Raw genomic sequence first — 12,203 nt, 5'->3', positions numbered from 1 at the left:
ATTTTAATAATTGGAGAAGCAGCATGTTGATCGGGGTACCTAAAGAAATTAAAAACCACGAATACCGTATTGGTCTGACGCCAGCGAGTGTCAGAGAATTGGTTGAGCGTGGACACAGTGTCATGGTCGAAACCCATGGTGCCGTGGACATCGGTTTTGAAAACGAAGACTACCTGGCAGCAGGTGCGACTATTGTAGAAACACCTGAGGAGATCTTTGCCCAGGCCGATATGGTCGTTAAGGTCAAAGAGCCACAGCCGCACGAATGCCGCCAGCTGCGTGAAGGTCAGTTACTGTTTACCTATCTGCATCTTGCTGCCGACGCCCAACAGGCGGAATTACTGGCCGCATCCGGTGCAAGCTGCGTGGCTTACGAAACAGTCACCGATGCTGCCAATGGTCTGCCGTTGCTGGCGCCTATGTCCGAAGTCGCTGGTCGTTTATCCGTACAAGCCGGTGCGTATCATCTGCAAAAAGCTCAAGGTGGTATGGGTGCTTTGTTGGGCGGCGTGCCTGGTGTTGCTCCTGCAAAAGTTCTCATCATCGGTGGGGGTGTTGTGGGAACTCAGGCTGCGATGATGGCGGTTGGTCTGGGGGCCGAGGTGACCCTGCTGGATCGTTCTCTGCCGCGTTTACGTCAGCTGGATACTGAGTTTGCTGGCCGGGTGAAGTGCGTGTACTCCAGCTCAGAATCCATTGAATCCTATGCATTGGAAGCCGATCTGGTGATTGGCGCGGTATTGATTCCAGGTGCTGCAGCTCCCAAATTGCTTTCTCGTGATCTGATTTCCCGTATGAAGCGTGGCTCAGTGGTCGTGGATGTGGCTATTGATCAAGGCGGTTGCTTTGAAACGTCTAAAGCCACGACCCACCAGGATCCCACCTATGTCGTTGATGATGTTATTCATTATTGTGTGGCAAACATGCCCGGCGCAGTAGCTCGTACATCAACCATGGCATTGACCAACGCTACCTTGCCGTTTGTGCTTGCTCTGGCCGATAAAGGCGTCGAGAAAGCGGTTGCGGCTAATCCACATCTGCTGGCTGGCCTGAATGTCTATAAAGGCAAGGTGACCTGTCAGCCTGTGGCTGAAGCCTTGAATACTGAGTACGTTCCGGCGGCGGCCTTACTGGGTCTGACTCCAGAGCTTTCACAGGCTGCTGTCGCTTCAGTTAAGTAACAGCTTTTAGCTACTTGTGATTTTCGTTATTCGTAGTTCTGGTTACTTATAGCTTTCACGTTAATTTTTCATGGACATTCCTCTCGAATGTTCTCTGTTGAGGAGATGCCCTCAATCCGCTGTCCCTGCGGATAAAGCACACCTTTTTAGCTGGCACATAGCCGGCTTTTTTTTTGTCTGGCGGAAATGGTGTAGAATCTGACGACAGTGGCGGTGTGCTTCGTTATCTTGTAGTAATTGTAGTGGGTAGTAATTGGCGTAGTGGCTGGTAATTGAGGTGTTGGCTAGTAATTGAAGTGTTAGCGAGTGATTGGAGTGTGACTAGTGGACGGATAATTGTCTGCTTCAAAGAATTATGCAACTTGGCCGATAACATAGCTGTTATGACCTACTCATGGTGTCAATAAAGTTGACTCAGAAGAGCTGGGAAGTCAGTCTTGGTCTATGGTTCAAAAGGTACAGTGTAAAACTGGCCTATGTGGTCTATATCGCCACATAAAGCACAAAAACCTTTATAAAAGGCCTTAGGTAGTACGTTTGTACGGTTTTGGTCGGCAGTGAGATCGATCGAAAAAGTGGACACAATCATAGCAACAGAAACTGTAAATCATTTGCATTACTGTGCCTTGTCCCGGTTGAGGGTGAGAAGTCTGGTTGTGGGTTAAGAAAACTCATTTTGGAGTGAATAGCCTGATTTTCAGCTGGTGATCTGACTTGCACCTGAGTCGGGGATTGCCACAGTTAATTAGTTTTACAAATTGACCCATTCGGACAAAATAGTCTGGTTAAACGTTTGAGAGCTCATTAGTGCAGTTATTTTTTCAAGGAATATCATATCGCCTGGCACAGGTGGGGGTGATACTGGCTTTCGCTCTGGGATTCTTGATGAGTTCTGTACAGTTGTACCTGGACTTTGTTTCCCAGGAGAGTGAAGTCGATCACTTGATTGATCGCGTAGTTGAGGTGGCCGGTCCTCCTGCAACCCGAGCGGTGCATACGCTGGATGATGACCTGGCATCCGAAGTGGTGAACGGGATGTTGGCCTATGATTTCATCTATGATGTGGCGATTCTGGATGAACTGGGAAATGTGCTTGCCGATGGCGTAGAACCTCGGGTCAAACACCCCGTGGGCTGGCTGACAGAACACCTGATTGCCGACAGTAAAACCTATACCGCCAAGTTGCTCCTGCCCGGTTATGAGAAGGAAACGTCAGGTTCGATTGTCTTTAAAGTCGACTTGAATGCTGCGCTAGCGACCTTTTATCAGCGATCTACTCTTGTCATTCTCAGTGGCATGCTGCGCAATATCCTATTGGTGCTGTTGCTGTTTTTTGCGTTTTATCTGTTACTCGCTCGACCGCTGATTCAAATGTCGAGGGAATTCCGTTCCATCCGTCTCGATAAGCCCGGCACGAAACGAATTACCGTACCACACCCCGAACGCAACGATGAGCTTACGCAACTGGCTCTGTCCAGTAATCATATGCTGGATGCGATTGAAGAAACGTTTGCCAAGCGCCTGGAAGTTGAGCAAGACCTGCGGGAAAGTGAAGAGGCTATTCGGCAGATTATCAATGAGCTGCCAGCAATGGTCGGCGTGAGACATTTGGATGGTCGGCTGGAATTTGCCAATCAGAATATGGCATCTTTTTTTGGACGAGATGTAGATACCATCAAGGATGTTAATGTGCTCGATGCACATATTGAGTTTGAGGCAGAAACCTTTGGGGTGCCCGCTCAAGCTCAGGTTGAGTCAAGAAATAAAGTCGTCGAAGGCGAGTTTGAAGGCTATTACAAGGGCGCCGCCGGCGAACGAAGATACTTGCAAGGAAATGTTAAACCCATAGTGCTTCATGGCGAAACGCTGCTGCTGATGGTGATGAATGACATCAGTGCGCGAAAAGAAGCTGAAGAAAAAATGGAGCATATGGCGTATCACGATCCGCTGACTAACCTGCCCAACCGAATGCATTTGGTCGAGCGCTTGGAGAATGAAATCCGCCGATCTCGTCGACACCATTACCATGGCGCGGTTTTATTTATCGATCTGGATCACTTCAAAAATATCAATGATTCCCTCGGGCACCCGGTGGGGGATATTGTCTTAAAGCAAGTTGCACAGCGTCTGCAGAAAACGGTGCGTGAAGAAGATCTGGTGGCCCGATTAAGCGGGGATGAGTTTGTCATTGTTTTGACCGTCTTGGATCAGGATCTGGAGGTGGCAGCGCTGAAGGCCGGTGAAGTAGCCGAAAAAATCCGCAAGAGTATTTCAGAACCCTACCCCTACGAAGACATCACTCTTCATGTTTCGGGGAGTATTGGTATCGTGGTGTACTCCGATAATGAAAGCTCGGTGCACGAATTGTTGCGGTTTGCCGATACTGCCATGTATCAGGTGAAGGCAAAGGGGCGTAATGCGATTGAGTTCTTCAATCTCGGTATGGCTGACAAAGTCAGTCATCAATTGAAACTGGAAAGTGAACTACACCGAGCCCTTAAAGAGCAAGAATTTGAACTGTTTTTTCAGCCGAAAGTGTCGATCACCAGTGGCCGGATTTTAGGGGGCGAAGCCTTGCTCCGGTGGAATCATCCTGAGCGAGGCATGGTGTCACCCGGTGAGTTTATTCCTGTGCTGGAAGCCTCTGGTCTCATGATCGAAGTGGGTCAGTGGGTGATCGAAGAGGGTTGCCGTGCTTTGGGGGCTCTATCGAAAGGCGGGTTGTGGGAAGAGGGGATGCGGCTGAGTCTTAATATCAGTCCTCGCCAGTTCCGCGGGCAGAACTTTGTTGAAAATATGGCCCGTACTTTGGAAGACATACCGATTCCACCGAACAGTCTGGAATTGGAGTTGACCGAAGGCGTAGTGATTCAAAGTGTAGAAGAGACCATTTCCATCATGACGGCGCTCTCATCCATGGGGATTGATTTTTCACTGGATGATTTTGGTACAGGGTATTCGTCCATCAGTTATTTGAAACGTTTACCGGTTACCACCCTGAAAATTGACTACAGCTTTGTCAGGGATATTGTGGACGATCGAAGTGATCGCGTATTGGTGGAAACGATTGTTACCATGGGACAGTTGTTGGATTTAGCGGTTGTGGCTGAAGGGGTTGAAGACCAGAAGCAGCTGGAGATACTGGCTGGATTTGGGTGTGATTGTTACCAGGGTTACTATTTTAGCCGACCGGTTCCCCTGAACGATTTCAAAGTCCTTCTGGAGCTTGACCAAGCACCGGAGGCAGTGAACCAAGCCATCGATTAAGTTTGATCCTTGTTTAGAACAATTTGGCCAGTAAGACCGGGACTGCCGTTTCCACTCTTAAAATCCTGGATCCAAGGTGAATGGTCTGACAGCCAGCCTGATTAAGCTTTTCTATTTCATACTCAATGAATCCACCTTCCGGCCCAATGACCAGCAATGATTCTTCCTCACTGGGTTCAGGGCAGGGTATCGCTTGTTTGGGGTGAGCCACCAGGGCACGTCTTCCCTGGCACAACGCCGGTAACTCGTCTTCCACAAACGGCTTAAAGCGTTTTACCAGACGTACCTCTGGCATGACGGTATCAACACCTTGTTCCAATCCCAGAATCAGCTGCTCGCGAATGGTGTTTTCCTGTAACCAGGGCGTCTGCCAATAGCTTTTTTCCACTCGATAGCTGTTGATCAAAATCAGCTTTTTGACCCCCATGGTGGCTACGGTTTGAAAAATTCGTTTCAGCATTTTGGGTCTGGGAAGGGCAAGGATCAGAGTCAGCGGCAGCGCTTTTGGGGACTCTTTGCTCAAAGAGACATCCAGTCGAATACTTTTTGAGCAGATGTCAGTCACGGTTGCTAACCCTTGCAGGTCATTGATCAGCCCGACACGCACCTCATCCCCAACTTCAACTTTGTGAATGTTGAGCAGATGATCCCGTCGTCTGTCGGTGAGTTCAGCCGTCGTTGGTGAGATAAAATCTGAAGGTGAAAGCAGTAAAAGATTCATGGCGCTTCATGGTGTGAAAGTGGTCGCCATTATCCCGCAACTGGGTATTGAATGCACCGGTAACAGAGGTTTTTCAGTGTGGGTTAAAGTTTGATGTGTACTTAAATCAGATAAACTTGGGGGGAAGTTACGTCAGTTTCTCGACTCGGTTGTGACATGGGCGGGAAATCGCTAGAATTCGTTTCTCTTCGATTGATCTCATTTTCAAACGATCTTTCCGCCCTTAGCTCAGCTGGATAGAGCGTCCCCCTCCTAAGGGGAAGGCCAGTGGTTCGAATCCACTAGGGCGGGCCATTTCTTGAATACAGCAACCTACTTATCAGGCTTTGACCACAGTGTGACTGGTGCGCTGAGCTTGAGTGTTGCCTGTGGCGTTGTAGAGATTAGCGGTGTCTGCGGATTGTCCGCGCATCAACCCCATGAGCTTCTGCAGAGTTCTTTGTCCTCTGGCAATCATTTTGCCATTCAGCTCATTGTGTTTTTTACAGTCATCTACGAGAGCTTGAAGCTCTTTCCAGAGCGGCGGTAACACGACTCCGTCCAGTTCCTGCAGCAGGCGATTCCAGCAGACTTCATTGGGTTGGCCTGTGCGCTGGGTCAGAAAGTTAACCCAGCCGCTACGTTGTTTGGCGCCGTGTTCCAGCTTGGCCATCAATACCTGCTTTTCACCGACCAAGGTACCCAAACGGGTGTGGTCACGTTGTTGAAGAATCTGGTGTTCTTCTTTCAGAAGCTCCAGCAGGGTACTTGCCGTTTGAATGTCTTGGCTGATCTGTTGGTGAACGGCGGGCGCGGATACATTGTCAGATCCGGTTGTCGAGCCTGTAGCTGAATCAGAGTTATATGGCGTTGTGGCGGACATGGCTACCTTCCAGATGATCTGTGGTTGAAAATCAAATGCTGAAAATCAGATGTTGAAAAATCAGACGTTGCATTAATCAAACATCGAAATTCAAACATCGAAAAAATCAAAAGTCGAAACGGTCAAATTGTTTTGACGGACAGCAAAATAACAGCACGCAAAGCCGGGAATTGCAGCGGTGAGTTTAGCTCTGTCCGTCAATATTTTCGTCCACGGTCGATTGGGTCGGCATGACCTTCTCGCCAGTGGAGTTCATCCTGAGATGAACGTATTCGTATTTATGAGAAAAAGTTGTCCTGAGCCAGCATGCTCTCGGCAATGCGGTCGGGATTAATCTCATAGGTGCCATCAGCAATGGCTTGCTTAATGTCAGCGACACGCTGAGTGTCTACGTCTGGTGTCGCCTGAATCTTGCTTTCCAGCTGGCTCAGCTGTTGAGCTTGTGAGCTTAGAGATACTTCCGGTTTAGGAGTGTTCTGCGCTTGTGACTCGGCAGCATTGTTTTTACTGCTGGCGTTACCGTCGACCCGTCCTTTTGCGTTGCCGCTTGAGGAGAGGATGTTGTTGCTGTTTGAATCAATAACCATTGCTGCAATTCCCATTGTGTTGTGGTGCTGTCATCTTTGGAAGTTTTGACCAAAGGTGCCCATACTGAGGGTTTCGGCGGGTGCCGCGATAACTTTAGTCAAAACCTTATCTTTTTTAGCTCTTTTTTTTAAATCCCGTATTGAGGGGTCAAAAAATTGAACTTTTGAGCAGTGAGTCTCACTTTTAGCCCAGTTTTACGGACTTTTGGCCTATTTTGACAAGGGTTAACCCTTGGTTTTCTACATAATGACCTGAACTTGTCCCTTTGCTGTGACTCGCGCTTTAATGACTCGCTCGCTTTTCAGATTCTGGACGCGTATTTGTTGGCCAACTTTGCCGTCGTTCATGGCAACCCCTGATGTGGAGACTGCAATCCCGCCGCTGATGGCTTTCACGCTGACGGCGTCTCCCCTCTGAATGACCTCAGGGGCCGTGACACTGGTTGTTCTCAGACTGTCCCCCAGGTTAATCGGGCGTCTGGCTTCTTTGCCGATGATGCGCGTGGGATTGGAAACGGTGCTGTTACCCATGGTGCTCACATCACGCAACTCCAGAGAGAAATCTCTCTCGGTGAGCCTTTCCCCACGCCCAATGTTACGGGCTGCAACCAATACCTGCCGCATGCGTTCGACTTTGGCGGTCAGGTAGAAAGACCAGGGCGTCTGGCTTGGACACTGAACCCGAAGTGTCACATTGCTGGCACTTAGTTGTCGGCCGTGCAAATCGTATGTCAAAGGTTTGTCGCATGCTGAAAGGCGCAAGCGGGGATCAATGTCGCCTACATCAATGCGGGTTTGGTCATCGGGAAACTTATCCTTCAGAACGCTTTCAAGATACTGTTGAGCGGCTACAGGAACGTCCGACAAATCCTGCCACTGTCTGGCCTCGGAGGCCGCAGATACGGCGATTCCAAGGCTTAAGGCGATATGTAGGCGTTTAAAGTTCATAGTTTGCTCAGTGTCATTTTGGGCCTGATACCGGTGTTGTATTCGATGTTGTATTAAAGGCTTTGCGGTGTCTGCCGCTATAGCTATTGATCAAGTCAATGTTGCTCTTGGTTTAATACTTATGCCGGTATTGCTGCAAGTTTGATAGAGATAAAGCAAACACCGTGCCGTTATAGAGCAGCTGTATATTAAAACCGTCATTAACAAGCTTTGAGGAGACGTCATGGCTGGAGTTATGGACAGCGTTAATCAGCGTACACAGTTGGTCGGTCAAAACCGACTGGAGCTGTTGCTATTTCGGCTGAGTGGTCAGCAGTTGTACGGTATTAACGTCTTCAAGGTCAAAGAGGTTCTACAATGTCCGCCTCTGAATGCCATTCCACAGCGTAACCCTGTCGTTCGCGGGGTGGCGCATATCCGTGGCAATACGACATCTATCATGGATATGAATTTGTCCATGGGTCGTAACCCACTGGATGATATTGCAAACTGCTTTGTGATCATCACGGAATACAATCGATCTACTCAAGGCTTCCTGGTGAGTGGCGTTGAGCGCATCGTCAATATGCATTGGGAAGAGATTCATCCGCCACCGTCCGGCGCTGGCAGAGACAATTACCTGACTGCGGTGACCGAGGTGGATGGCCAGCTGGTTGAAATCATAGACGTCGAGAAGATCCTGGCTGAAGTATCTCCGGTAAGTGAAGAAGTGAGCCCAGGTGTTATCGAAGATGGTATTGCCGAGCGTATCGTGCAAAAACATGTACTCATCGTGGATGATTCGGCCATTGCCCGGAAGCAGGTTCAGCGGGTTGTTGAGTCTATGGGCATCAAGACAACGCTGAAAAAAGACGGTCGCGAAGCCATAAACTACCTAAAAAGCATGGTGGAAGACGGATTGGATCCTAATGCCGAGCTCATTATGGTGATTTCGGATATTGAGATGCCTGAAATGGACGGCTATACCTTTACAGCGGAAGTGCGCAGCCATCCGGCACTGAAAAATCTGACAGTGGTCTTGCATACCTCGCTCAGCGGTGTCTTTAACGAGACCATGGTCAAAAAGGTCGGGGCTGATGACTTTATGGCTAAATTTAAGCCTGACGAGCTGGCTCGACGAGTGAATGACCGAATCCTGGAGATCAGTGGTCAAAGCTTGTTGGATGAGGACGCATTGCAAGAAGCGGCAAGTTAAGGATGCTCCGCAGAAAATGTGGTCTCTTTTTGAAAACGCTTCTTTTACTCTCGTTCCGTTGAAATTGTTCCATTAAAATTGCTTCGTCAGACGGTACAAGGCTGACAAACTCTTGGCTTTTTATAGCGAGTATACGCATGACAAACAGTGGTTTTACGGCATCACCGTCACGCCCAGGGGGCGCCACTATGAATTCCAGTGAGTTTGAAAGCTTCCGGCTGTTCCTGCAGGAGGCTTGCGGCATTCATCTGGCAGAAAACAAGCAGTATCTGGTGACTACCCGCATCCGCAAAATTTTGCAGGATAACCAGCTGGAGAGTCTCAGTGCTCTGGTGGATCAGTTGCGCCGCAGCCGTCACTCCAAACTGCGTGAGCAGGTAGTGGATGCCATGACCACCAATGAAACCTTCTGGTTTCGTGATACGCATCCTTACGACTATCTGCAGACGACGTTGCTGGCGGAAATCCAAAAGAAGCCGGATTCCGGGCCGATTCGTATCTGGTCGGCAGCCTGTTCTTCTGGGCAGGAGCCTTATTCGATCAGTATGACGGTTGAAGAAAGCCGTCGGCAAAATCGCTTGTCGTCGGCTCGGTCTGTGGAAATTGTCGCAACGGATCTGTCAGCCAGCATGCTCAAGCAGGCTCAGGCTGCCGAGTACGACAAGATGTCTGTGTTGCGTGGTTTATCTCCCGAGCGCCGGGACGCTTATTTTGACCAGGTCAGCGAAGAGGTCTGGCGGGTAAAGCCGGCTATCCGCAGTCGTGTGCAGTTCAGGTCTTTGAACCTGTTGGACTCCTACGGTGGCTTGGGTCGCTTTGATGTGATCTTTTGTCGTAATGTTCTGATTTATTTTACCGGTGAACTTAAGCAAAACATTCTCACGCGTCTGCACGCTGCGTTGAAGCCTGGAGGGGTTTTGGTGCTGGGGTCGTCGGAAGGGCTGGCGGGTGCTTCTGAGTTGTTCGAAATGATTCATTGCAAACCGGGCATCATGTACCGGGCGCTGTAGCTGGTTGTTTTCCGTCTTTATTTCGGCCTGAAAAGGCCTTCTCTTTCAGTAGCTCTTCTTTCTGTGAAGCCTTTGCCGTTCTGCGGTAAAGGTTTGCCGCTTTCCTCTTTTTTTTGTTATCTCTGATTTCAAATGCCCCTTTCCTGTGTTTAGGAAAACCTCTACAGCCCAGTGTTTTAGGGGGGGGTGATGGTTTTTTCTGTCTTTGGCACAGCTCTTGCTAAATCCTGTACACAGTTTAGTGATTGCCGCTTACGGGGCAGCACTGGGATAAACATTTAAAGAGTTGAGGTGACAGATGGCTATTGGCTTTGATCAAGCGTTAGGGATTCATGACGATGCGCTGCGTTTTCGCAGTCAGCGGTCTTCTATTCTTGCGAACAATCTCGCTAATCTGGATACCCCCAACTACAAGGCTCGCGACATCGATTTTAAGTCCGCTCTGGCCAAGGCCGCTTCCGGTTCTTCAGCGTCGCTGGAGATGGCAGCCACCAACTCAGGTCATCAGCGTGGTGTCAGCATGTCAGTTGGCGACAGTGGAATTCAGTACCGGACTCCGACTCAGCCCAGCATTGACGGCAACACCGTCGAAGAGCACGTAGAGCACGCAAAATACATGGAAAACTCACTGGACTTTCAGGCGACGTTTACCTTTTTAAACAGTAAATTCAAAGGCTTAACCACTGCTCTGCGCGGTGAGTAAGGGAGAAACGATCATGGCTTTAGGTGGCGTATTTGATATTGCAGGTTCCGGCATGACAGCGCAAAGCGTCCGTCTGAACACTACTGCCAGTAACCTTGCAAACGCTCAGTCGGCAAGTTCCAGTAGCGATGAGGTTTATCGCAGTCGTCAGCCGGTATTCAGTGCCGTGTATCGGGATGCCAGTGGTTTTGTTTCGGACAAAAGCGATCCTCAATCCCAAGCTGGTGTAGAGGTTTTGGGAATTGTCGAGAGTGATGCGCCTTTACAGCGTCGATACGAGCCCAATCACCCGGAAGCGGATGAGGAGGGGTATGTGTTTTATCCCAATGTGAATGTTGTTGAAGAAATGACTAACATGATTTCGGCCTCACGCTCTTTCCAGGCCAATGTTGAAGTGATGAATTCTGCCAAACAAATGGTTCAGCGTGTGCTGACATTAGGTCAGTAAGCGGAGGGCAATCGTAATGGATGTCAATGCAGCAACAAGTAATAGTGTTCTGGGTCAGCTTTCCTCCGCAAGCTCTGAGGAAGCGAAAAGCAATGAACTGGGTAAAGATGAGTTTTTGACCTTGTTGGTCACCCAAATGAATAACCAGAACCCTCTGGAGCCGCAGGATAACGGCGAGTTTATTGCCCAGCTGGCTCAATTCAGCTCCCTGGAGGGTATCGATAATCTGAACGATACCGTTAGCGGTTTTGTGAGCAGTTATCAGTCCAGCGCGGCTTTAGAGGCCACAGCTTTGGTTGGTCGTCAGGTGCAGGTGCGTACGGATACCGCATGGATGTCTGAAGGGGATATGTTTACCGGTGTCATTGAGTTGCCGGTCACAAGCCCTGAAGTGAAGGTGAGCATCTATGACGAAACCGGTCAGTTGGTTCGTAATGTCGATTTGGGAAGTCAGGCTGCGGGTAATCACGACCTTATCTGGGATGGCCTGAACAATAGCGGCGAACCTTTGCCGTCTGGACTCTATACAGTGAAAGCGGAAGCCAGAATGGATGGAGAAATGTATCAGGTGGGTACGTTACTGGGAGCCAATGTGAACAGCGTGACTCTGGGTAATGACGGATCATCACCAGTCTTGAATCTGGCAGGCCTGGGCAAGGTCTCACTGGATGACGTACAAACGATTATGTAGTGGAAACTGTGTAGTTGGAAACACTCTAATCAGAAACAATTGAGTTAAAAGCAATTTAGTTGGCACTCGGATCTTATTCGCAGGGTGTGTTGGATAAAAATTATAGCGCTGTGGCGCGGAAGCTTAAGTTGAGGACAGGCTATGTCGTTTAATATTGGTTTGACAGGTATTCGTGCAGCAGACAACGATTTGCGGGTTACTGGCAATAATATCGCCAATGCGAGTACGACGGGTTTTAAGCGTTCACGGGCTGAATTCGGCGATGTTTACGCAAGTTCGATCGTGGGTACTGCCAATAACGCAGCAGGCAGTGGTGTCATGCTGGCGGATATTGCTCAGCAGTTTACTCAGGGCAACATTACGTTCACGGATAACGTGCTCGACCTGTCTATTGATGGCAGCGGTTTCTTTATCATGAGTGATGGCGGCGATGTCAGTTACACTCGCTCAGGTATGTTTTCAACCGACAATCAGGGTTACGTAGTCAACAACTCCGGATTTCGTCTGCAGGGCTATGGAGCGGATGACGAAGGTAATATTGTTAATGGCGTTCTAACGGATCTCCAAATTGATGCCAGCACACAGGCACC

12 protein-coding genes and 1 tRNA gene are annotated in these 12,203 nt (G+C 49.3%); 9 read left to right on the top strand and 4 right to left on the bottom strand.

All coding sequences use genetic code 11. The annotated features are described in order from the left end of the window. Positions 1–23: 23 nt before the first annotated feature. A complete protein-coding gene (gene ald, locus ACTG33_RS05175; protein WP_439134128.1) occupies positions 24–1,181 on the top strand; it encodes an alanine dehydrogenase in 1,158 nt (385 codons plus the stop codon). Positions 1,182–2,066: 885 nt separating this feature from the next. Then, positions 2,067–4,448: a putative bifunctional diguanylate cyclase/phosphodiesterase gene (locus tag ACTG33_RS05170; RefSeq protein WP_439134127.1), complete on the top strand. Its 2,382-nt coding sequence runs from the start codon at positions 2,067–2,069 to the stop codon at positions 4,446–4,448. Positions 4,449–4,461: 13 nt separating this feature from the next. Here ACTG33_RS05170 and ACTG33_RS05165 read toward each other — a convergent pair whose 3' ends face one another. After that, positions 4,462–5,169: a 16S rRNA (uracil(1498)-N(3))-methyltransferase gene (locus ACTG33_RS05165; protein WP_439134126.1), complete on the bottom strand. Its 708-nt coding sequence runs from the start codon at positions 5,167–5,169 to the stop codon at positions 4,462–4,464. 217 nt (positions 5,170–5,386) lie between these two features. Here ACTG33_RS05165 and ACTG33_RS05160 point away from each other — a divergent pair. Further along, positions 5,387–5,463 (top strand) — tRNA-Arg (locus ACTG33_RS05160). A 25-nt stretch (positions 5,464–5,488) separates the two neighbouring features. Here ACTG33_RS05160 and ACTG33_RS05155 read toward each other — a convergent pair. The 3 genes from ACTG33_RS05155 to flgA all read right to left on the bottom strand — a co-directional run bounded on the left by ACTG33_RS05155 (position 5,489) and on the right by flgA (position 7,566). Further along, positions 5,489–6,031, bottom strand: a complete 543-nt coding sequence (locus ACTG33_RS05155) for a flagella synthesis protein FlgN (RefSeq protein ID WP_439134125.1) — start codon at positions 6,029–6,031, stop codon at positions 5,489–5,491. Between the two features lie 278 nt (positions 6,032–6,309). Next, positions 6,310–6,618: a flagellar biosynthesis anti-sigma factor FlgM gene (flgM, locus tag ACTG33_RS05150; protein WP_439134124.1), complete on the bottom strand. Its 309-nt coding sequence runs from the start codon at positions 6,616–6,618 to the stop codon at positions 6,310–6,312. Positions 6,619–6,858: 240 nt separating this feature from the next. Further along, entirely contained in the window at positions 6,859–7,566 is a 708-nt protein-coding gene (flgA, locus tag ACTG33_RS05145; RefSeq protein ID WP_439134123.1) for a flagellar basal body P-ring formation chaperone FlgA, read from the bottom strand. 223 nt (positions 7,567–7,789) lie between these two features. On the opposite strand from flgA, the gene ACTG33_RS05140 reads away from it, so the two are divergent. From ACTG33_RS05140 to ACTG33_RS05115, 6 genes are all read left to right on the top strand, one after another. Beyond that, positions 7,790–8,761: a chemotaxis protein CheV gene (locus tag ACTG33_RS05140; RefSeq protein WP_439134122.1), complete on the top strand. Its 972-nt coding sequence runs from the start codon at positions 7,790–7,792 to the stop codon at positions 8,759–8,761. Positions 8,762–8,949: 188 nt separating this feature from the next. Beyond that, positions 8,950–9,771, top strand: a complete 822-nt coding sequence (locus ACTG33_RS05135; RefSeq protein ID WP_439134121.1) for a CheR family methyltransferase — start codon at positions 8,950–8,952, stop codon at positions 9,769–9,771. Between the two features lie 298 nt (positions 9,772–10,069). Continuing rightward, the gene (flgB, locus tag ACTG33_RS05130) at positions 10,070–10,474 is read left to right on the top strand and encodes a flagellar basal body rod protein FlgB (RefSeq protein WP_439134120.1); all 405 of its coding nucleotides are present in this window, start codon (positions 10,070–10,072) and stop codon (positions 10,472–10,474) included. A 13-nt stretch (positions 10,475–10,487) separates the two neighbouring features. Then, the gene (gene flgC, locus ACTG33_RS05125; protein ID WP_439134119.1) at positions 10,488–10,922 is read left to right on the top strand and encodes a flagellar basal body rod protein FlgC; all 435 of its coding nucleotides are present in this window, start codon (positions 10,488–10,490) and stop codon (positions 10,920–10,922) included. A 16-nt stretch (positions 10,923–10,938) separates the two neighbouring features. Continuing rightward, a complete protein-coding gene (locus ACTG33_RS05120; RefSeq protein ID WP_439134118.1) occupies positions 10,939–11,613 on the top strand; it encodes a flagellar hook assembly protein FlgD in 675 nt (224 codons plus the stop codon). 141 nt (positions 11,614–11,754) lie between these two features. Beyond that, a partial coding sequence (locus ACTG33_RS05115; protein WP_439134117.1) for a flagellar hook-basal body complex protein occupies positions 11,755–12,203 on the top strand: 449 nt, incomplete at its 3' end.

Source organism: Pseudomaricurvus sp., from assembly GCF_965662505.1.
Lineage (GTDB): Bacteria > Pseudomonadota > Gammaproteobacteria > Pseudomonadales > Cellvibrionaceae > Pseudomaricurvus.
Note: the sequence above shows the minus strand (reverse complement) of the source record. Positions and strands in the feature narration are given on the sequence as shown.

Bases quoted from the DNA above. Each gene is read 5' to 3' on its own strand.
- ald (WP_439134128.1), top strand. From the start codon at position 24: ATGTTGATCGGGGTACCTAAAGAAATTAAAAACCACGAATACCGTATT.
- ACTG33_RS05155 (WP_439134125.1), bottom strand. From the start codon at position 6,031: ATGTCCGCCACAACGCCATATAACTCTGATTCAGCTACAGGCTCGACA.
- ACTG33_RS05135 (WP_439134121.1), top strand. From the start codon at position 8,950: ATGAATTCCAGTGAGTTTGAAAGCTTCCGGCTGTTCCTGCAGGAGGCT.
- ACTG33_RS05165 (WP_439134126.1), bottom strand. From the start codon at position 5,169: ATGAATCTTTTACTGCTTTCACCTTCAGATTTTATCTCACCAACGACG.
- ACTG33_RS05140 (WP_439134122.1), top strand. From the start codon at position 7,790: ATGGCTGGAGTTATGGACAGCGTTAATCAGCGTACACAGTTGGTCGGT.
- flgM (WP_439134124.1), bottom strand. From the start codon at position 6,618: ATGGTTATTGATTCAAACAGCAACAACATCCTCTCCTCAAGCGGCAAC.
- flgC (WP_439134119.1), top strand. From the start codon at position 10,488: ATGGCTTTAGGTGGCGTATTTGATATTGCAGGTTCCGGCATGACAGCG.
- ACTG33_RS05170 (WP_439134127.1), top strand. From the start codon at position 2,067: ATGAGTTCTGTACAGTTGTACCTGGACTTTGTTTCCCAGGAGAGTGAA.
- ACTG33_RS05120 (WP_439134118.1), top strand. From the start codon at position 10,939: ATGGATGTCAATGCAGCAACAAGTAATAGTGTTCTGGGTCAGCTTTCC.
- flgB (WP_439134120.1), top strand. From the start codon at position 10,070: ATGGCTATTGGCTTTGATCAAGCGTTAGGGATTCATGACGATGCGCTG.
- flgA (WP_439134123.1), bottom strand. From the start codon at position 7,566: ATGAACTTTAAACGCCTACATATCGCCTTAAGCCTTGGAATCGCCGTA.